Raw genomic sequence first — 20,429 nt, 5'->3', positions numbered from 1 at the left:
TCGTTCGAGGTCGATTGCGATCGCCTAACGGATTGGAGTAAGCGAATGATACTGTAGATGTTTAAGTAATAGAATTCATTCATAGATGACAATCGATTGTTTGTAATATCGAGTCTCAGCCCCAATTCATCAAACTGAACTATTTGCATTCTAGATCCTTGACGATTGGCGATTCGATGCTCCACATTAGAGGCTACGCCAACGAGGAGTTTCGAGATCGAACAGCTTAAATCGTCCATTGAGAAGAACGGAGAATTGCGACTCGATCTAGTAATCGGAGTTCTCGCGGCTCGGAGCCAGTAGTGGTGTAAACTCCTTTGACAAAATCGCTCATGGCAGCAGGGATCTGCTGATTATCGAGACCCGTCACGATCTGATTGACATCTAGCCATTCTGTATTGGCCACTGTGTGAACTGCAAAACCCATAATTAGTTCTTGTTCTTCCACAATTAGTACCGAAACTTCGTTGCGATCTGTATTTACCAAAACCTGGTCGCCCAGAAATTGACCTAGATCTGCGACCCAAATCACTTGACCGCGCCAATTATACGTTCCCAAGAAGAAAGGTGAAGCATTGGGAATCGGCGTGATTCGATCGAGATAAACTGACATTACTTCTCTTACGCCAGAGGCTGGGAGTGCGAACTCGTTACCTGACGGCACGTCGAAGCGCAAACATAACTCTCCGTCTCGACTACCCATATTCAAATTGGTAGTGTTGGGAGTCTCATCACTGGTGAGAAAATCTAAATTGAGCACCATTAGACCTATCCTAATTTCGCAATAACTGTTCGATCGTGTTGAGTCATTCTACTGGCTCGGACGGATTGCAGATATAGACATCTGCCACCGATCTCCCGCCCCGATATGTTGAGAAAATCTAAATCAAGCACCATTGAACCTCGGCTAATTTCGCAATAACTGTTTGATCGTGCTGAGTAATTCTACTGGCTCGAACGGCTTACAGACATAAGCATCCGCACCTTGGCGCATTCCCCAATGTTTATCAAAATCCTCACTTTTAGAACTGCACAGAATCACGGGCACGTCTTGCGTTTTTGGATTAGATTTAAGTGTTCGACACACTTCATACCCATTCATCTTGGGCATCACTACGTCGAGCACGACGATATCTGGCACAATCTCCAGCGCAACCGCTATCGCTTGTTCGCCATCCATCGCGACATTCACTGTCATTCCACTAGCTTGGAGTAGCTCTTTGATCATTTCCCGCTGCGCGGTACTATCATCCACAACTAGAACTGTTTTCATATATCTGCATCAGATTGTCGATCTACTATTTATGTCCGCTACATTCAGTTTTCCCACACATCCACTAGTTTGTTGCATTATTTTCAAGATCGATGAAAAATTCTCTTAGATTTTATGCTGATGACAGTTGGGAGTCGATGTATATATAGTTGTTGGTAATGACACTGCCGTCTTCAAGACAATGTATTTTTTGTCCTATTACGGAAGCGATCTCCAAAAACCGAGGATTCTCTTTCGCTAGAGCCGCTCGAGAACGAATCTCTACTCACAGCTTTGCGTTAACTTACAGCAATCGCCAATCCCCAATGATGTTTGCAACACGGTAATCCGCCCGATCTAATTCCCTCTGGTTGGCGCGATCCGCTGTTTGGAGGAAGTGGATTGCACCACCACAACATCAGATTTTGAGTACTACCACCACGACGGCTGAAACTGTCTGTTGGCTCAGATCTATCAATATGGATTAATTTATTCGATTCTGTATGCGCGGCAAAACCTAAATTTATTTATATTAAGACAAGGGAAAATTAACGTGTTGTATCTAGCAGAAGTCCAAAAGCCAAGATCTGGGTTTAATATTAGCGGTAGAAGTAAGCCTGAACTCAAGCTCTTGGCTTGTCAGCGTACCGAACAGAATTGGAGTGCCATTCCTGGCGAAGAGCTAGTTACTGCGCCTGAAGAGGCTACTAACTATAATCCTGGGGTATTGGTGATGGTCGAGATGAACGCCAATCGCCAGATTCAGTCACAATTAAAGGATGCTGGCAAACATTTGGTCGGTATTCTCCAAAATCTCTCGCGTCAAATCGAAAAATATAAAAAAGAAGCTGATGAAATTGAAAGCTGGCGGCAATCTCTGAGCTTACAAAGTCAACAATTACAACTGCGTCAGGAAGAAATTTACGGACGGGAAGAGGATTTAGAACACACCCGCGCCGAACTTGACAGGTTGACCCAAGAAGCACAAGCCCTAGAAGCGACACTAGAACAACACGAGCAATCTCGTCAAGAGCTAGCTACGCGATGGGAGCAGTTACGGGAAAAAGAGCAGCAGATCGAGCAACAACAGCAGTCGATAAATTGTGCGGCTTTGAGCGAACAGCAAGTTGCTGAAATTCGCGCGGCACTCCACCAATTGGGCGGTACGAGTTCTGCACTCAATCCTCAACAACTGGAAGCTACTGTCACGGCGATCGAAGTTCAACAAGATTTACTCGATCGACATTGGCAGCAACTCCGCCAGCAACAACAACAGGTGGATGAAACTAAAGCAGAACTCGATCGACAACAACAAGAAATCGAGCAGCGCAAACAGCAACTCCAAGAATTGCAAACTTCGCTCGAAGAAACCCAAACTGCTTGGGAAGTTCAGCAGCATACTTTAAGTATGCAACAAGAATATTTGCAACGTCTCACCGTGCGGATTAATGTCGAGCAAGAAAACTATCAGAAAATTTATCTGATGTCTAAAGGTGGTGGTGTCGATATTGGTGATACCCAGAAATTCGATCTCGAACAGTTAGAAACAATGCCAATTGATGAGTTACAAACAATTGTTGAAAATCTCCAAACAGAGGTCGATCGATCCGTACATTTCGTTCATTTAGAAGAGGAAGAACTGCAAGAAAAACAAATCGCGATCGACGAACTTAATCAAGCAATTTCAGCGGCAAATGAGTTTGACAAACTTAAATTAGAAGCCGATCTTGCCGACGAGCAAGATGGCTATAATATGCTCGACCATACTCTCGATGGTCAACGTCAAACTATGCGGGAACGGCAAACTTTTCTACAAATTCATAATCGAGTTCTCCGTCAACGCCAAGGTCATCCACCAGAAGTAGCCGATCGGTCTCAACTTGAATGGGAATCTGTTCTAGGCTTACTAGATAAGCAACGTCAACAGCACCAGTCAGAAATGACTCAGATGGAAGCTGAAATTCACAACCTACGGGCGACGATCGAGCAAACTAAATCCAAAATAGAACAACAGGTAGGGTCTTATTTACAGGAATCTAAACAGGTACAAGAACTAGAACACCAACATCAAACCACCAAACAAATTTCGACGCAACTAGTTGCCAAAATTGAATTGTACCAAGAGATGATCCAACCATTACAAGATCATCTCAATACATTCAAGCAACAATTAGGTAGTTTAGCTGATTCTGTCGAACACCAACCAGAAAATCAACAAGCAATGAAACATATTGAATCGCTGTTGAATAATCTCGTTCATGGTACGCCGATGGGAAGTTAAATTAATTAATAGTTGATAATTCAAGCAAGGCAATGAGTATTTTTCACCTCTTTGTCTTGATTTTTATCTTTCAATTTCCCTAAAACCTAAAACCTAAAACCTATTTACTACCAAATTGCCAAATAACTTTACCGCCGATCGATTCGCGGGGGATGATGTTCCACATGCGACGATCTGTTGCTGAATTGTTGCGATTGTCGTCTAGCACAAAATAGCTATTAGCAGGCACGATAACTGATTCATACCAATTGGCAGATTGAGTAATATAATCTTCTGGGTATAGCTCACCATTGATGTAAACTATCCCTTTTTTGATTTTAACTTTTTCGTTTGGCAATCCAATTACTCTCTGTGTCAATGGCTCTTGGATATTTTGTGATTCTGGCAAGCTAGGCGGATTGAATACAACGATATCGCCTCGTTGTGGTAATTGAGTTTGATAAACAACTTTGTCAACGACAATTTTCTCATTGGGTTTTAACGTTGGTAGCATATTGTCCGCTGGTAGAGGATAATACTTAATTACCTCATCACATCGTTCGATCGACCGCACCTGCGTTGCCGGTAACTCGATTTCTTTGACCTTATCCAAACCTTCTTGGACGAGAGTTTTGACGACATAAACACACTCGGCTGCGGTAGGTAGGGGTATCTTGGAATTTGCCGTAGGTGGGAACTTGTTCTGACATTGAGTTAGGATATGCCGATCTCGATCGGAAATTTTCCAAGTACTCAACCTCGCTTGTTCGGCAACTCCTTCAAATATTTTCAAGCAAAAAGCTTCCGAGTAAATGGGTGCCGGAACTGGAGGCGAATCGCTCCATCCAGGTCGAGCAATTGCTAAACTTAGTACGACGCATAAAGCTGTCGATTTTTGCCAATATTGTCCCATTACTTTAGAGGGTAGGAATAGAGAGTAGGGGATAGTAATATTGTAACTCAGCCTGAAAAAACCAGACTCTCACAAGTAAGCGGCTTTGCCAACAAGAACCAAGCCCTACGTCCGATCGCGTATAATCAAAGTCGAACTATACTTTGCACGGGTGTAAATTGCGGTTCCGCCAAAAAAAATCGTCCAACAGCTAGATAAGTGACGATCGTGCGGCGATCGCCTAACACACTCTACGATAAAGATGCAGATTGTGACAGTGCAAAGTACACCGACTTATTGGCAAGATAGGAGTTGGCGTTACCACCGGACAGGAGGTAATAAATACTCAACACCACACCCCCACACCCCCACTCCCGAACCCATGACTCTCACAAACCGAAGCTATCACATCACCACCTTTGGCTGTCAGATGAATAAAGCTGATTCCGAGCGGATGGGTGGGATACTAGAAGAAATGGGATTTCAGTGGTCGGACGATCCTTTTAACTCAGATCTAGTCCTCTACAACACTTGTACCATCCGCGATCTCGCCGAACAAAAAGTTTACTCGTACTTAGGCAAACAAACTCGCCGGAAAAAAGATAACCCCGATCTGATTCTAATTATGGCAGGCTGCGTCGCCCAACAGGAGGGAGAAGCCTTGTTACGTCGCATTCCCGAACTAGACTTGATTATGGGACCACAACACGCCAATCGCCTGGGAGACCTCTTACAACAGGTATTTGCTGGCAATCAAATCGTCGCTACCGAACCGATTCATATTATCGAAGATATTACTAAGCCGCGCCGCGATAGTAGCGTGACTGCTTGGGTCAACGTTATCTACGGTTGTAACGAACGCTGCACCTATTGTGTAGTTCCAAATGTCCGTGGAGTCGAGCAGTCGCGCACACCTGAAGCGATTCGCACAGAAATTAGGGATTTGGCACGTCAAGGATATAAGGAAATTACCTTACTTGGTCAAAATATCGATGCTTACGGGCGAGATTTGCCTGGATCGACTGCAGAAGGTCGGCATTTACATACGTTGACAGATTTACTCTACCATATTCACGATGTTGAAGGGATCGAGCGAATTCGCTTTGCGACGAGTCATCCTCGCTATTTTACCGAGCGGTTGATTAAAGCTTGTGCCGAGTTACCCAAAGTCTGCGAGCATCTCCACATTCCGTTTCAGTCGGGAGATAATGACATTTTAAAAGCAATGTCGCGGGGTTATACTCACGAAAAATATCGTCGGATTATCGATACGATCCGCAAGTATATGCCAGATGCTTCTGTCAGTGCTGATGCAATCGTCGGATTTCCAGGCGAAACAGAAGAACAGTTTGAAAGTACGCTGACATTAATTTCAGATATCGGTTTTGATATGGTGAATACGGCGGCTTATTCACCACGTCCGAATACACCTGCTGCTTTATGGCAAAATCAACTGAGTGAAGAGGTTAAACTCGATCGATTGCAACGGATCAATCATCTCGTTTCCCAAACTGCGATCGAGCGATCGCAGCGTTATCTCGATCGAGTAGAATCTGTCTTGGTCGAAGAACGCAACGCCAAAAATCTCAACCAAGTATTAGGGCGAACTGGCGGCAATCGCCTCACCTTTTTTAATGGCGATATTGAAGAATTACGAGGTAAAGTAGTACCTGTGAAAATTAATGAGGCGCGTGCCTTCAGCCTCACAGGAGACATGGTTACAAAAATTGTCTAAGCGATCTGCGTAGATCCGAAGGTACACCAACTGCCCCCACAGGTTAATCGTGTGGGGTGCCCTGTCTGTGCATGGTGCAAGCTGTGAGTCTAGCCCAATCCAAATGCGCGATGAACTGTCTTGAGTGCATCGATACCTTGGGCGCGAGCGACGACACAACTAATTTTAATCTCGGAAGTAGCAATCATTTGAATATTAATCCCCGCAGCAGCGAGAGCATTAAACATCTGTGCGGCTACGCCTGGTTTGTCAATCATCCCCGCACCGACGATACTCACTTTGGCAACCGAATCATCGACGACGACTTCTCCACAACCGAGTTGTGCGGCTGAAGCTTCTAGTACGCGCTTGGCATCTGCGGCATCTCCCTGGGCAATCGTACAGGCAATATCACGCATGGCTACACCTGCGACAATGCGGGTGCGTTGGGATTGGATAATTGTATCCACACTAATATTCTGCACTGCTAAGATGCCAAATAGCTCGGCTGCCATGCCAGGACGATCGGGCACCTGACGGATGGCTAGTCTGGCTCGATCGAGATCTAGGGCGACTCCGCGTACTGCTGGTGCCGTAATTCGAGCGGTATCGCTCTCTGTTGTTGAGGAGCTAGAGATCTCAAACTGCTGACACAGTGCGGCGATAGCTCGATCGCCATCGCTAGCAGGAATGACGCAACTCACCTTAATTTCCGAGGTGGAAATCATTTGGATATTTACACCCGCATCAGCGAGAGTTTTGAACATTTGGGCTGCTACTCCAGGTCTACCAATCATCCCCGCGCCAACGATGCTCACCTTGGCAATATCATCCGCTACGAGGACTTGAGTGTCGCTAAGGGTTGAATTATCGTGGAGGACGGGAGAGATGGCTTCAGCGACCGCCTGGGCACGTTTAGTCATCTGTTTGTTGACGGTAAAAGCAATGTCATTGGTATTGCCTTCATGAATCGATTGGACGATCAAATCGACATCGACATTTTCCGTTGCCACTGTCCCAAATAATTGTCCAGCAATTCCGGCTCGATCGGGCACCTGGAGGATGGCAATTTTGGCTTGATTGGTGGCAAATTCTACCGCATCTACAGGACGAGCAATTTCTAAACCATTGAGGGAACGGGGTTGGGGCGCAGGAGAAATAACCCAAGTACCAGGATCGTCAGTCCAACTCGATCGCACTACTAATGGTACGCCATAATTTCTGGCAATTTCGACAGCGCGGGGATGCAATACTTTCGCGCCTAAGCTGGCGAGTTCGAGCATTTCATCGGCAGTAATTTCAGTGAGTAATTGAGCCTCGGGAACGATGCGCGGATCGGTGGTCAAAATCCCTGGTACGTCGGTATAAATCTCGCAAGCACTAGCTTTGAGCGCGGCAGCGAGCGCGACAGCGGAAGTATCCGAGCCACCCCTACCTAAGGTAGTAATATCTCGATCTCCAGTCGCACTTACGCCCTGAAATCCAGCGACTACCACTACCTTACCTTCTTTGAGATGCCGTTCGATTCGATCGGGTGCAATCTCCAAAATTCGAGCGCGACTATGTTCGGCTTCCGTCACAATACCTACTTGAGCACCTGTCAGGGAAATCGCGGGTTGTCCTAATTCCTGAATGGCGATACTTAATAAGGCAATCGTCACCTGTTCTCCCGTCGCCAGGAGCATGTCCATTTCCCGACGAGAAGGCTGACTAGATAACTCTTTTGCCAACTTAACTAAACCATCGGTGGTTTTACCCATCGCCGAAACGACTACGACTAGATCGTTCCCCGCTTTGACAGTTTCTACCACTCTTTTGGCAACTGCTTGAATCCGCTCGGCGGAACCAACTGATGTCCCCCCATATTTTTGTACGATTAATGCCATGATTCTTCTCCCAGTATCACATTTTGCTGCTCAAATCAGCAATTCTCATTTTAAAACTCTTGCACTATTTCAGTAGGGGGAATTCATGAATTCCCCCTACTGCGATTGCGATCGGATTGTTGACGACAGAATGCGGGTTGCAACAGTTTTATTTTTAAAAACCAGCATCAGATCCGATCTCAATTTTTATAATCAGAATTGCTGTGCTCAAATTAATCTACTCGATCGGATGACAATTCTGGTGGACTATTACCGATTCTTGTCAAAGCTGCTGACATCAATCCTTTAAATAAGGGATGCGGCACACTAGGCGTAGACTGAAATTCGGGATGAAATTGAGTAGCGATAAAGAAAGGATGAGTGGGAAGTTCGATAATTTCGACGAGGCGAGTATCGGGAGATGTCCCGCTGACAAGATAGCCACTATCAAGAAAAAGATTGCGGTAGGCGTTATTAAACTCATAGCGATGGCGATGACGTTCGTAGATCGCTTCTTGCTGATAGAGTTTATGGGCGAGGGTATTTGGTTCTAGGCGACACGCATATAAACCCAAACGCATTGTACCGCCAAGATCGACGACATCTTGTTGTTCTGGCAACAGATCGATGACTGGATTGGGAGTCTCAGGCTCAAATTCCGAACTATTAGCTCGATCGAGTTTAGCCACATTCCGCGCCCATTCGATCGTCGCTGCTTGCATTCCCAAACATAATCCGAGGAAGGGGATCTGGTGCTCGCGGGCATACTGAATGGTAGCAATTTTGCCCTCTACACCCCGAATTCCAAACCCGCCAGGAACGACTATCCCCTGCACGTCTGCGAGGTATTTAGCCGCGCCGTGGCTTTCTAAATCTTCCGAATTAACCCAGACAATCTCTAATTTAGCACCTGTGGCGATCGCACCATGTTTGAGAGCCTCAACTACGGATAAATAAGCATCTCCCAGTTGAGTATATTTACCGACGAGGGCGATTTTGACTTCCTGGGTGGATGTCTGCATTCGATCGACCAAATTTTGCCACTGACTCAGATCGGGTGTACGCTGTTCTAACTGGAGTAGTTCGATCGCTTGCGTCGCCAATCCTTCTCGTTCCATAATTAGCGGAACTTCGTAAATACTGCCTGCATCCGGCGCATTAATCACGCACTCTACTGGAACATCGCAAAACTCCGACAGCTTTTCTTTAATCCCTTGGGGTAGAGGTTCGATACAACGACAGACTAAGATATCTGGTTGAATCCCGATCGATCTCAATTCTTTGACCGAATGTTGCGTCGGCTTTGTCTTCATCTCTCCCGCCGTCGAAATCCATGGCACGAGAGCAACATGCATGTATACGACATTTCGTTTCCCTACGTCTTTCCGAAATTGACGGATAGCTTCGAGAAAGGGTAGTGATTCGATATCTCCTACAGTTCCACCGATCTCCGTAATTACGACATCGGGATTAGTATTCTTCGCAACCCGCTCAATTCGCTCCTTAATCTCATTAGTAATATGGGGAATTACCTGCACCGTACCGCCATGATAATCCCCACGGCGTTCCTTATTAATTACCGCCTGGTAAATCGAACCAGTCGTGACACTATTCAGCCGCGACATCGATGTATCCGTAAATCGCTCGTAATGTCCTAAATCTAAATCTGTTTCCGCCCCATCCTTGGTAACAAATACTTCCCCGTGCTGATAAGGACTCATCGTCCCAGGATCCACATTAATATAAGGATCGAGCTTTAAAATCGAGACAGAATAATTGCGCGATTTGAGCAACCGCCCCAAACTTGCGGCGACAATCCCCTTGCCAATACTCGAAACTACGCCACCAGTGACGAATACAAACTTAGTCATGCTGCTTTCGGTTACTCTACTTACTCGATTACTATCGTAGACGGCAAGCCGTTCGACTAGATCATTGTGACATAGGTTGGGACTTTCGGTGTTGAGGATCTGGACACTGACGGTTCGCTCATTTTTAGGAGGGTTGTTAGATCGACTATCGATAGTATTTATCAGGAAAAGATAGAGCAAACATAAGATTTTTCTCTATGGTTGCTCTATCTTTTAGTGAAGTTTTCGTTTATTCTCATACATAGAGCTATGACTGAGTTAAATTATTAATTTATAGAATAAACTCTATGTATAACTTCGTAATTCAAACCGTATGGTTAATCCCCTGTTACCCGCTGATGGGGGTAATCTTAGCTAGCCCTTGGTCGCTGGGCTGGTCGGGAGAACTGGGAACTAGACCAGCGGGTTATGTTAATATCCTGATGGCAGGAGTTGCCTTTATTCATGCTCTTTTAGCCTTAGTAATCGGGTGGAATTTACCCACTCAACAGATTAGCTACGATTGGCTACATACTAATACTTTAGATATCAATTTCCCGATCGAGATTTCGACGATTAGCCTGACTGCTGTGAGTGTAGTTACAGTAATAAATCTGATCTCTCAGATCTATGCAGTGGGTTATCTAGAGATGGATTGGGGCTGGGCGCGATTCTTCTCGCTAATGAATTGTTTCGGCGCGGGGATCTGCGGATTGGTACTATCTAATTCACTGTTTTTTAGTTACGTTTTCCTCGAATTACTCACCCTGGCAACTTACTTATTAGTTGGGTTTTGGTACGCTCAACCGCTGGTAATTACTGGTGCGCGAGATGCCTTTTGGACGAAACGGGTAGGCGACATTATCCTGCTGATGGGGGTATTCGCGATTTATCCACTTGCGGGAACGTGGAATTTTACCGAGTTAGCAACGTGGGCGCAAACAGCGCAACTCGACCCCACAGTGGCGTTGTTATTGGGTTTATCGCTCAGTGCTGGTCCGTTGGGTAAATGCGCTCAAATTCCCTTTCAGCTCTGGCTAGATGAAGCCATGGAAGCACCACTTCCAGCGACGGTATTGCGAAATGCGGTAGTTGTTGGGGCGGGGGCGTTTGTATTGATTAAACTTGCTCCGGTGGTTTCCCTATCTCAGGTGTTATTAAATACTTTGACGATTTTAGGCGTAACGACGGCGATTTCTTGCTCGTTAATCTCGATTGCCCAAGTAGATATTAAGCGAGTTCTTTCTTATTCATTAAGTGCTTATATCGGACTAGTATTTATTGCAGTTGGTACCCAAAATCTAGATTCAGCCCGATTTATCCTATTCAATGAATCCTTTGGGATGGCATTGTTATATATGAGCATCGGCTCGATTATTTGGACGAATGTTAGTCAAGATTTAACCCAATTAGGGGGGCTATTTTCTCGTCGCCCATTTACAGCATTTTCACTATTAATTGCGATTGCTTCCTTTATTGCAATGCCGCCATTAGGTGGGTTCTGGGGATTTCTGCAACTACTTGAAGGTTTGTGGACAGAGCAACCTTGGTTAGTTGGCGTAATTCTAATTGTTAATACGCTAACTGCTTTTAGTTTAACTAGATTATTTTGTCGGATCTTTTTAGGTAAATCTCAGCCGATGGCAGAACGCACAGCCGAACCTTTTTGGTTGATTACTTTACCAGTAGTTGCTACAGCTATTTTTGTCTGTCATTTACCAATTATCTTACGAAATTTGGGGATGGTACCAGGCTGGAGCGAAGTTAATGGTATGTTTGCTACCTTATTAATTTGGTCGAGTATTTCTGGTATCGCTAGTAGCGGATTAATCTATGCAATCGATGCCATTCCTAAGCCTGTAAAATTACCAGTACCAGCCGTCCAAAACTTCTTTACTTACGATTTCTATGTGCAACAGTTTTATCAATTGACGATCGTCTTATTGGTGGCAACTAGTGCCCGGTTAATTAATTGGATCGATCGATATATTGTCGATGGTTTTGTTAATTTTGTTGGAATTGGAACGCTATTTAGCGGACAAGCTCTTAAATACAGTACATCTGGTCAATCTCAACTTTATATTTTGTTAGGATTCTCTGGAATTGTACTGCTTGGTTTATTATTAGGTTTACTAGTCTAATTTACGATTTAAAATCATGAAAGGCAAAGTCATTAGTTACATTTCTCGTCGCAATTTATTTAAGTTCGGTGCTACCGCCGTTGGAACGGGTTTAGTTACGAGTAAATTGGGAATAGATTTATTAGATGCTCCATCTGCAGAAGCTAAACAAAGTCTCTCTCCTGACAATGCGATCGAGCAGTTAATGCAAGGAAATAAACGCTTTGCCAACCAGAAAACTAAACAGCCTAATCGTGGTTCTTTCCGGCTAAGAGAAGTTGCTAAAGGTCAAAATCCCTTTGCAGCAATTCTCGGTTGTGCTGATTCTCGCGTCCCAGCCGAGATAGTTTTTGACCAAGGATTAGGTGATTTATTCGTAGTCAGAGTCGCAGGGAATGTGGCTACACCTGAAGAGATTGGAAGCTTAGAATTTGGAACCCTAGTATTGGGTTCTAAAGCAATTTTGGTGCTAGGGCATAGTTCCTGTGGTGCCGTAAAAGCCACAATCGATAATAAACCAGTTCCTGGTAAAATTGGCAGTATTCTAGAACATATTAAACCAGCATTAGCGGCTAGTAAAGGTGAGTCTGGAGATTCGCTAAAAAATGTCACTATAGCTAACATTAAGTCTCAGATTGCCGTACTCAAAACCTCGACGGTGATTGCAGATTTAATTAAGAATGGCAAGCTTAAAATCATCGGTGGTTTCTACGATCTGGATACCGGAATTGTGACTCCAGTTGCTTAGTTATTTCAAAAAATTTAGAGAGGCAATCTGGCATTACTCTTACTGCTATATCCCTGACTTCTTTAAGAAGTCGGGGATATGTCCCACCTCGCTACAATCTCTTTAATTATAAAAATATAAATTTCTAATGTCTTCAAGGAGAACTTTATAATATGTTAAGTGCTATAATTTGGCTGCCCGTATTGGGAGCAATGTTAATTGGCATCATCCCTAGATTTAGTCGCACGATCGCGTTAGCCATTTCTGGGTTAACATTGGCGATCTCGATCGCGATTGCCGCTACATTCAATTATCAAGATCCAGGCTTACAATTTGTCGAGAAGTTTACTTGGATCGAACCGTTAGGATTGGATTATCAATTAGGTGTGGATGGATTATCATTACCCCTAGTAATTCTCAACGCTCTGCTAATTTTACTAGCAGTTGTGGCGACTAATACCGAACTAATGCGCGGGCGATTGTTTTACGCGCTGATGTTATTAGTCAGTACAGCAATTACCGGAGCATTTCTTGCTCAAAACTTATTATTATTCTTCCTCTTCTACGAGTTAGAGTTAATTCCACTCTATCTATTAATTGCGATCTGGGGTGGCGAAAAACGTGGTTATGCAGCAACGAAATTCTTGATTTATCAAGCTCTGTCGGGGATGATTTTACTCGCTGGTTTCTTGAGTTGGGCGTGGTTTACCAAGACGGGCAACTTCAATTATGAATCCCTAGCTGCAACCCATTTACCTGCGAATCTGCAACTCTTATTCCTGTGTGTAATTCTGCTCGGTTTTGGAATTAAAATGCCTTTAGTTCCCTTCCATACTTGGCTTCCCGACGCTTATATTGAAGCGAGTACACCCGTCTCGATGTTACTCGGTGGAATCGTCTCCAAATTGGGTGCTTATGGCTTAATCCGCTTCGGTTTAGGTTTATTCCCTGATGCGTGGGTAATCGTCGCACCGTGGCTGACAATTATCGCCGTCATTACCGCAGTATACGGTAGTTTGATTGCGATCGCGCAAACCGATATCAAGAAAACGATCGCCTATAGTTCCGTTGCCCACTTGAGCTACATTCTCCTCGCCACCGCTGCGGGAACACCCTTGAGTATTTTAGGCGCGGTTTGTCAAATGGTGGCGCACGGTTTAATCCTCGCTCTGCTATTCAATCTAGTCGGAATTATCGAAGCCAAAACTGGTACGCGAGAATTGAAGCAACTCCACGGTTTACTCAACCCCCAACGCGGTTTACCATTCGTCGGCGTGATGTTGATTTTAGCGACGATGGCGAGTGCGGGAATCCCTGGAATGGTGGGTTTTATTGGTGAATTTCTCTCTTTCCAAGGTAGTTATACTGCGTTTCCTGTCGCGACGCTGATTTGTTTGGCGAGTACGGGTTTAACTTCCGTTTATTTCATCATCATTATCAATCGAGTTTTGTTTGGGAAATTGGAACAGAATCATACTTATCTACCGAAGGTTGCTAGTTATGAACGTGTTCCCGCAATTGTGCTAGCGGCGTTAATTATTTGGCTGGGCATTCAACCAAATATTTTGATTTCTCATAGTCAAATTACTACTGATCGTATTGTGGCGATGATGTCTCATCCTACCACCCAAATAGCCGAAGTGGAAAATCCCCTCCTCGGAGGTGTGCCCGTAGGGCGGGGTGGGTAGATCTCCGCTAAGTAGGCAGGTGCGATTGAGCCTGAAACCTACTAACAATATTGTGGCAATGATGCTGCATTCTGATGGACAAATTGCGTGGGTTGGGGGATTGGATTAGAGGCGGAGATCTACCCACCCCGCCTGCGGCACCCCTGTCTTGAAAAGGTGCTCCACTTGGGGTTTCCCCAAAACCGCACTTTTCGCTCCCAAGAGGGGATTTCCACACCAGTGTTTACAAAATTAATATCATCCAAATTTATTTAAAATCATGACAACAACAACCAGCACAAAACTTCCACCATCCACCCATCAATTCGCTGACGTGATCCATCGGCTCGAAGCAGGTGGCGCAATGCTGCCAGATACACCCGAAAACCTGATGCAAATTATCGGTTTATATAAAGCCTACGCCGTGCCGATGGACTTTTACTGGCGCAACTTGCTATACATCGCCGAACGAGTTTTTCTCAACCCACTGCCGGTTTTTAAATACTTTTTACCTCAATCCTATTTAGACTTACCCAACCATTACGCAGGCGACACCGCAGATTTACGCATCCAGCAAAAAGGTGTAGCTTCAGCGCATCCCGAATTGCTAGAGTTTATCGAAAAAGGGCGCAGTACCAAAATGCCCAAAATCTTCCATCACCTGTTACACGATCGAATTAACATGGAGTTTGCTGAAGCTTGTATGCAAGCCATGTATTGGCACCGTGGCATGGGTGGAAGGTTCGATCCTTACCTAGATACCCCAGAATATAAGGCTAATGCCGATCGAGCCATCAAAGCCTATTTTAAGGGCAATCCGGTGATGTTAGGTTTATACAAACTCTTCCCTGATATGTTCGTCGAACAGGTGCGGGTACTTTCTTACTATTCCAACTTAGGCTTGTTTTGGGAAGTAATGGCTCCGGTATTCTTTGAAATGAGCGATCTTTACGATGAGGGTAAAATTGCATCTGTTCCCGATGCAATGAATTTTCTGGTGAATGGTATTTTTGCCATCGCCGGAAGACCAATCTATCACCATGTTTATATTAAGGGAGAAATGTTTGAAATCATCCCCAAATCTGCCGGATTTACTTGGCTATATGAGGCGGCTTTACCTTATGTCGAAGCTGTATTTTATCGCACGGCTCCATTTCGCGGGACTAAATCATATAACGCCCAAGCAGAGCAAGTACCCGATGAGCAAAAAGATTTCCACTATGGAATTTTATATGCAGATGTAAATCCAGTCGGTAGTGCGGGAATTCCACCGACGTTATTGATGGATGATATGTATCATTTCTTGCCTCAATATTTAGTTGACTATTATCAAAAACACTGTCGGGGTAAAGATGATATGTTAATTCAATCAGGCGTAAGTTTTCAGAGATCGATGTACTGTGTGACTTCGGCAGTAATTCAAGCTTTACGCACTGCACTATTATATCCCCTCGATGATGATAATCCCAAACATCTCCAGGCAAATCGTCAATTTTTTGAATCCCAGCTCGACAGATTCAAACGTCCGGAAGCACGATTGAGTGATATTCAGAATCAGGAATATCGATAGTAAGTTAAAATGTATCGAAAATAACTCGATAATTTATGTCACTAGATAAATCCTCGATCGAAATTATTGAAGCAGATTTAGCTGTCCCCGAACATAGTAGTACTATTATCATGCTGATGGATGAGTATGCTCACGATCCGATGGGTGGAGGTCAAGGCTTATCCGATTATGCTAAAGCTAATTTAATATCCGAACTAGCTATCCGAAAAGCTGCTCGCGTTATCATCGCTTTTGTAGAGGATAAGCCTGTGGGATTAGTTAATTGTTTAGAAGGATTTTCGACTTTTGCCTGTCAGCCATTGCTCAATATTCATGACGTAATTGTTTCTGCCCCTTATCGAGGCAAAGGTTTATCAAAACTCATGCTCCAAGCCGCCGAACAAATTGCGATCGATCTAGGATGTTGCAAGCTTACCCTAGAAGTTTTAGAACACAATCATATCGCTCAAAGAGCGTATAGATCGTTTGGATTTAATAGTTATGAGCTAAATCCTAAAATGGGCAAAGCATTATTTTGGGAAAAGAAACTATAACTGCTATCATCGATCGAATAATGTTAATTGAGTGCTGACGATATGGTGGAATGGATTAACAGTCTAATGAGCGGCTTGGGATACTGGGGCATCGGCTTATTGATGTTTGCCGAGAATCTATTTCCGCCAATTCCTTCCGAGTTAATTATGCCATTAGCCGGATTTACTGTGGCTCAAGGCAAAATGAATTTTGGGCTGGCTATTTTCGCTGGTACCGTCGGTACGATGGCGGGAACCTATGCTTGGTATTATCTCGGCAGATTAGTTAATTATCAAAGATTAGCTGGTTGGACAGATCGCTATGGTAAATGGATCTGCGTATCTGCTAAAGATATCGAGAGGGTTAATGATTGGTTCGATAAACACGGCAAAAATGCGGTCTTTTTTGGGCGGATGGTGCCAGGGATTAGGACACTCATTTCTCTGCCTGCGGGGATAAATAATATGTCTTTTACCACTTTTACCATTTACTCATCGATCGGTACCTTAATCTGGACATTAGCCTTAACTACGGCAGGATTTTTATTAGGAGAAAACTATGGATCGATCGAGCAATACTTAGCCCCAGTTTCCAAACTAGTTTTATTTGGCTTGGTCGGTTTATGTGGTTACTGGGTATTCAAAAAAACACGTTCAAATAATTAATTATAGGATAAATAATATGCCAGATATCGTAGACATTGCAGTGAGTAATGATAACTTTAAAACTCTAGTTGCCGCCGTCCAGGCTGCGGGATTAGTAGATGCCTTAAAATCACCTGGACCATTTACAGTATTCGCTCCAGTCGATGCCGCATTTGCCGCTTTACCCCCTGGAACAGTACAAACTTTAGTTCAAAATCCACCTCAATTAGCCCGAATTCTCAAATTTCATGTGGTTGCAGGGAAGTTTACGCAAGCAGATTTAGCCAAACTCGGCACGGTAGAATCCCTCGAAGGTTCGCCGATTTCGATTAATTGTAGCGATGGTTTTGAGGTCAAAAATTCCACCGTAATTATGCCAGATATCGAGGCTGATAATGGCATAATTCATGTGATCGATCGAGTGATATTAATGGGGTAACACTTCTACTAGATCCCCGACTTATTCAAGCAGTTGGGGATCTGTCCCACTAGCTGTCAAAGTATCAATTCAAAACGATTTACAATTGTTAGTATGGGCTATAGTTTATACTCTACAAATTCATTGTACGCCTTCGACATACTCAGGGTATCGCTTACTTTAAATGCGTCAATCTACTCTCCATCAACTTAAAGTATTTGAAACTGTCGCGAGACTAACTAGTATTACTCGTGCGGCAGAGGAGTTGTCTTTGACACAGCCAACTGTATCTATGCAGATCAAGCAGCTTACCCAAAATATTGGGGTGCCCTTATTTGAGCAAATTGGTAAAAAGTTATATTTAACAGCATCAGGTAAAGAATTACTAATTACCTGTCAAGATATCTTCGATCGATTGTCCAGGTTTGAGATAAAAATTGCCGATTTTCAGGGGCTGAAGCAAGGGAAACTAAAGCTAGCCACAATTACCACGACTAAGTATTTTATTCCTCGTGCCCTTGCACCATTTTGTCAACTATATCCAGGCGTAGATATTGCTTTAGAGATCACCAATCACGAACGGGTTTTAGACCGACTGAGTGATAATCTCGACGATTTATATATTATCAGTAAAGTACCCGAACGATTGGATGTCGCCTTGCATCCATTTTTAGAAAATCCCCTAGTTGTAGTTGCTCCTAAAAATCATCCCCTTGCTGGGGAAAAGAATATTCCGATTGCCAAACTGCAGGATGAACAATTTATTATGCGGGAGCGAGGTTCGGGTACTCGCGATGCAGTAGAACAGCTATTTGCCAAACATGGTGTTTCTGTGAAGGTACGGTTAGAACTGGGTGGAAATGAGGCAATTAAACAAGCAATTGGAGTAGGTTTTGGGATTTCGGTACTATCTCAACATACCGTTACTCCAGATGCAATGTCAGGATTGACAATTTTGGATGTCGAACATTTTCCGATCGATCGTCATTGGTATATTATCTATCCAGCCGATAAACAACTATCGATTCTTGCGAGTACATTCTTTGATTTTCTCCAACAGGAATCTCAAGCAATTGCTAACAAAATGCGTGAACAAGTCAAATAAGTCTTCAATAATTGATAATTACCTCTCGATCGTTGGAAGGGATATAGATTACTTAAACTTCATCGATTGACTTCAATGATTTCTATAGACTGTTAGCCTATCCCTGCGAAGGTTATGTGCTTTTAGATACAGCATAGACATGCTATGAATTGATTTAATAAGCGAAAGAATTAATTAGATTAAGGGTGCTGAATTTGGAATGAGTCGAACCCGACTCAAACTCGATCCTCTAATACTTACTGCGAGCTGTTAAATCATGCGAAAATTGTCGCTTCATCGCTCATTAAATCAGGGACTTAGTCCTGTCTTCCGACTCCAAAACAAATGGTTTTCGCCAGATTGGTATGCTAGGAAACTTACACCTAGCTGGCAAGCGTGTATCCCGATTGCCTTACTAATTGTGATGACTTGGGGCTATGCCGCTACAGCAGCACCACCAAAGCTAGATGACATGGTGGCCGAATTGAAAATCGGCATGGACACCATGTGGGTGATGATTGCTGGGATGCTGGTGTTCTTCATGAATGCTGGTTTTTGTATGTTAGAAGCGGGATTTTGTCGGCAAAAAAATGCAGTTAATGTGTTGGCTAAAAACCTGATTGTATTTGCGCTGTCTACTATTGCATTTTGGGCAATTGGCTTCGGGCTGATGTTCAGCGATGGTAGTGGCTTTGTCGGTACTAGTGGCGGTTTTTTCTTAGACGGTGCAGATAATAGCCCAGCAACTTTAGACGACTACAGAGGTATATTTAGTTCGCTCAACTGGACTGGGGTGCCATTGGGTGCCAAGTTCTTTTTCCAACTTGTATTTGCAGGTACAGCGGCAACAATTGTCTCTGGAGCTGTTGCCGAACGGATTAAATTTGCGAGCTTCTTAGTTTTTAGCCTCTTATTAGTGGGGATTGCTTATCCGATTACCGGACACTGGATTTGGGGCGGTGGCTGGCTCTATAAGCTCGGCTTCTTCGACTTTGCCGGATCGACTGTGATTCACGCTGTGGGGGGCTGGAGTGCCCTTGTCGGCGCACTTTTCTTGGGGCCAAGAGTGGGTAAGTACAATCCAGATGGTACTGCTAATGCCATTCCTGCCCACAATATGAGTATTGCGACGCTGGGTTGTTTGATTCTCTGGCTGGGATGGTTTGGCTTTAATCCTGGTTCCACAATGGGTGTGGGTAATGGCAATGCCTTGGTTCATATTGCCTTGGTGACAAATACTGGGGCTGCTTTTGGAGCTTTGGCAGCGACACTAGTGGCTTGGGCTTATCTGGGTAAGCCGGACTTGTCGATGGTGATTAATGGTTTACTCGCTGGATTGGTTTCGGTTACAGCTCCCTGCGCGTTTATTAGTTTGCCTTCGGCGGCAGTCATTGGTACCGTTGGTGGTATCTTGGTAGTATTTGCCGTTGGTTTCTTCGATCGACTCAAGATCGACGATCCTGTTGGTGCAACATCGGTTCACTTGATCTGTGGCATTTGGGGGACGATTTCCTTGGGCTTATTCAGTCAAGCCGATAAGTTTGGCTCGACGGGGCCGAAAGCTGGTTTATTATTCGGCGGTGGATTCGAGCAATTATTACCCCAAATCATCGGAACTTTGGCGGTGGCTGGTTTTACTGTAGTGCTGACTTCGAGTTTCTGGCTGTTACTCAAAGCCACTATGGGCATTCGAGTCGATGTGGATGAGGAACTGATGGGTTTAGATCTAAGCGAACACAGTATGGAAGCCTATGCTGGTTTTGTGAAGGAGACAACAGATGTTCACAGCCGCTTTTCTGATAAGTACTCGCCCGCAGAAATAACTAAATCTGGAAGTTTTTAGTTTGTCTTGT

Annotated in this window: 16 protein-coding genes; 11 read left to right on the top strand and 5 right to left on the bottom strand. The window is 44.2% G+C overall.

The window, feature by feature from the left end; translation table 11 throughout:
* Nucleotides 1-226: 226 nt before the first annotated feature.
* Both RMO55_RS01195 and RMO55_RS01190 read right to left on the bottom strand, forming a co-directional pair.
* A complete protein-coding gene (locus RMO55_RS01195) occupies nucleotides 227-763 on the bottom strand; it encodes a chemotaxis protein CheW (RefSeq protein WP_310422240.1) in 537 nt (178 codons plus the stop codon).
* Between the two features lie 144 nt (nucleotides 764-907).
* On the bottom strand, nucleotides 908-1,273 hold the full coding sequence (locus RMO55_RS01190) for a response regulator (RefSeq protein WP_310422237.1): 366 nt from the start codon (nucleotides 1,271-1,273) through the stop codon (nucleotides 908-910).
* A gap of 532 nt (nucleotides 1,274-1,805) precedes the next feature.
* On the opposite strand from RMO55_RS01190, the gene hmpF reads away from it, so the two are divergent.
* Nucleotides 1,806-3,533 (top strand): pilus motility taxis protein HmpF, encoded by a 1,728-nt coding sequence (hmpF, locus tag RMO55_RS01185; RefSeq protein ID WP_310422234.1) that lies wholly within the window; start codon nucleotides 1,806-1,808, stop codon nucleotides 3,531-3,533.
* Between the two features lie 100 nt (nucleotides 3,534-3,633).
* Here hmpF and lepB read toward each other — a convergent pair whose 3' ends face one another.
* Nucleotides 3,634-4,425: a signal peptidase I gene (gene lepB, locus RMO55_RS01180; RefSeq protein ID WP_310422230.1), complete on the bottom strand. Its 792-nt coding sequence runs from the start codon at nucleotides 4,423-4,425 to the stop codon at nucleotides 3,634-3,636.
* Nucleotides 4,426-4,786: 361 nt separating this feature from the next.
* Between lepB and miaB the strand changes: the two genes are divergently transcribed.
* Nucleotides 4,787-6,139: a tRNA (N6-isopentenyl adenosine(37)-C2)-methylthiotransferase MiaB gene (miaB, locus tag RMO55_RS01175; RefSeq protein ID WP_310422227.1), complete on the top strand. Its 1,353-nt coding sequence runs from the start codon at nucleotides 4,787-4,789 to the stop codon at nucleotides 6,137-6,139.
* Nucleotides 6,140-6,228: 89 nt separating this feature from the next.
* Here miaB and RMO55_RS01170 read toward each other — a convergent pair whose 3' ends face one another.
* On the bottom strand, nucleotides 6,229-8,004 hold the full coding sequence (locus tag RMO55_RS01170) for an aspartate kinase (protein ID WP_310422224.1): 1,776 nt from the start codon (nucleotides 8,002-8,004) through the stop codon (nucleotides 6,229-6,231).
* A 212-nt stretch (nucleotides 8,005-8,216) separates the two neighbouring features.
* Complete coding sequence (locus RMO55_RS01165; RefSeq protein ID WP_310422222.1) at nucleotides 8,217-9,854, bottom strand: CTP synthase; 1,638 nt, start codon at nucleotides 9,852-9,854, stop codon at nucleotides 8,217-8,219.
* 287 nt (nucleotides 9,855-10,141) lie between these two features.
* On the opposite strand from RMO55_RS01165, the gene RMO55_RS01160 reads away from it, so the two are divergent.
* The 9 genes from RMO55_RS01160 (at nucleotide 10,142) to RMO55_RS01120 (ending at nucleotide 20,419) form a co-directional block, all read left to right on the top strand.
* Nucleotides 10,142-11,974 carry an NAD(P)H-quinone oxidoreductase subunit F gene (locus RMO55_RS01160; RefSeq protein ID WP_310422219.1) on the top strand — a complete coding sequence of 611 codons (1,833 nt, stop codon included), beginning with the start codon at nucleotides 10,142-10,144 and terminating at the stop codon, nucleotides 11,972-11,974.
* A gap of 16 nt (nucleotides 11,975-11,990) precedes the next feature.
* Nucleotides 11,991-12,701, top strand: a complete 711-nt coding sequence (locus tag RMO55_RS01155) for a carbonic anhydrase (RefSeq protein ID WP_310422216.1) — start codon at nucleotides 11,991-11,993, stop codon at nucleotides 12,699-12,701.
* 152 nt (nucleotides 12,702-12,853) lie between these two features.
* Complete coding sequence (locus RMO55_RS01150) at nucleotides 12,854-14,368, top strand: NADH-quinone oxidoreductase subunit M (protein ID WP_310422214.1); 1,515 nt, start codon at nucleotides 12,854-12,856, stop codon at nucleotides 14,366-14,368.
* A 259-nt stretch (nucleotides 14,369-14,627) separates the two neighbouring features.
* Nucleotides 14,628-15,917, top strand: coding sequence for a CO2 hydration protein (locus RMO55_RS01145; protein ID WP_310422211.1), 1,290 nt, complete (start codon nucleotides 14,628-14,630; stop codon nucleotides 15,915-15,917).
* Nucleotides 15,918-15,952: 35 nt separating this feature from the next.
* Entirely contained in the window at nucleotides 15,953-16,450 is a 498-nt protein-coding gene (locus RMO55_RS01140) for a GNAT family N-acetyltransferase (protein WP_310422208.1), read from the top strand.
* Between the two features lie 42 nt (nucleotides 16,451-16,492).
* On the top strand, nucleotides 16,493-17,095 hold the full coding sequence (locus tag RMO55_RS01135) for a DedA family protein (protein WP_396134144.1): 603 nt from the start codon (nucleotides 16,493-16,495) through the stop codon (nucleotides 17,093-17,095).
* A gap of 16 nt (nucleotides 17,096-17,111) precedes the next feature.
* Complete coding sequence (locus tag RMO55_RS01130; RefSeq protein ID WP_310422202.1) at nucleotides 17,112-17,513, top strand: fasciclin domain-containing protein; 402 nt, start codon at nucleotides 17,112-17,114, stop codon at nucleotides 17,511-17,513.
* A gap of 163 nt (nucleotides 17,514-17,676) precedes the next feature.
* A complete protein-coding gene (locus RMO55_RS01125) occupies nucleotides 17,677-18,597 on the top strand; it encodes a LysR substrate-binding domain-containing protein (RefSeq protein WP_310422199.1) in 921 nt (306 codons plus the stop codon).
* Between the two features lie 256 nt (nucleotides 18,598-18,853).
* On the top strand, nucleotides 18,854-20,419 hold the full coding sequence (locus RMO55_RS01120; RefSeq protein WP_310422196.1) for an ammonium transporter: 1,566 nt from the start codon (nucleotides 18,854-18,856) through the stop codon (nucleotides 20,417-20,419).
* The last annotated feature ends 10 nt before the right edge of the window (nucleotides 20,420-20,429 follow it).

Origin of the sequence: Chamaesiphon sp. VAR_48_metabat_135_sub (assembly GCF_031418915.1) — a bacterium.
In the GTDB taxonomy this organism is placed as follows: domain Bacteria; phylum Cyanobacteriota; class Cyanobacteriia; order Cyanobacteriales; family Chamaesiphonaceae; genus Chamaesiphon.
The sequence above is the reverse complement of the archived record's forward strand: the minus strand, read 5'-3'. Positions and strand labels throughout refer to the sequence as shown.

Coding starts and splice junctions, on each gene's coding strand:
- RMO55_RS01125 (WP_310422199.1), top strand. CDS start 17,677: ATGCGTCAATCTACTCTCCATCAACTTAAAGTATTTGAAACTGTCGCG.
- RMO55_RS01165 (WP_310422222.1), bottom strand. CDS start 9,854: ATGACTAAGTTTGTATTCGTCACTGGTGGCGTAGTTTCGAGTATTGGC.
- lepB (WP_310422230.1), bottom strand. CDS start 4,425: ATGGGACAATATTGGCAAAAATCGACAGCTTTATGCGTCGTACTAAGT.
- RMO55_RS01150 (WP_310422214.1), top strand. CDS start 12,854: ATGTTAAGTGCTATAATTTGGCTGCCCGTATTGGGAGCAATGTTAATT.
- RMO55_RS01160 (WP_310422219.1), top strand. CDS start 10,142: ATGTATAACTTCGTAATTCAAACCGTATGGTTAATCCCCTGTTACCCG.
- RMO55_RS01190 (WP_310422237.1), bottom strand. CDS start 1,273: ATGAAAACAGTTCTAGTTGTGGATGATAGTACCGCGCAGCGGGAAATG.
- RMO55_RS01135 (WP_396134144.1), top strand. CDS start 16,493: ATGGTGGAATGGATTAACAGTCTAATGAGCGGCTTGGGATACTGGGGC.
- miaB (WP_310422227.1), top strand. CDS start 4,787: ATGACTCTCACAAACCGAAGCTATCACATCACCACCTTTGGCTGTCAG.
- RMO55_RS01130 (WP_310422202.1), top strand. CDS start 17,112: ATGCCAGATATCGTAGACATTGCAGTGAGTAATGATAACTTTAAAACT.
- RMO55_RS01145 (WP_310422211.1), top strand. CDS start 14,628: ATGACAACAACAACCAGCACAAAACTTCCACCATCCACCCATCAATTC.
- RMO55_RS01170 (WP_310422224.1), bottom strand. CDS start 8,004: ATGGCATTAATCGTACAAAAATATGGGGGGACATCAGTTGGTTCCGCC.
- RMO55_RS01120 (WP_310422196.1), top strand. CDS start 18,854: ATGCGAAAATTGTCGCTTCATCGCTCATTAAATCAGGGACTTAGTCCT.
- RMO55_RS01195 (WP_310422240.1), bottom strand. CDS start 763: ATGGTGCTCAATTTAGATTTTCTCACCAGTGATGAGACTCCCAACACT.
- RMO55_RS01155 (WP_310422216.1), top strand. CDS start 11,991: ATGAAAGGCAAAGTCATTAGTTACATTTCTCGTCGCAATTTATTTAAG.
- RMO55_RS01140 (WP_310422208.1), top strand. CDS start 15,953: ATGTCACTAGATAAATCCTCGATCGAAATTATTGAAGCAGATTTAGCT.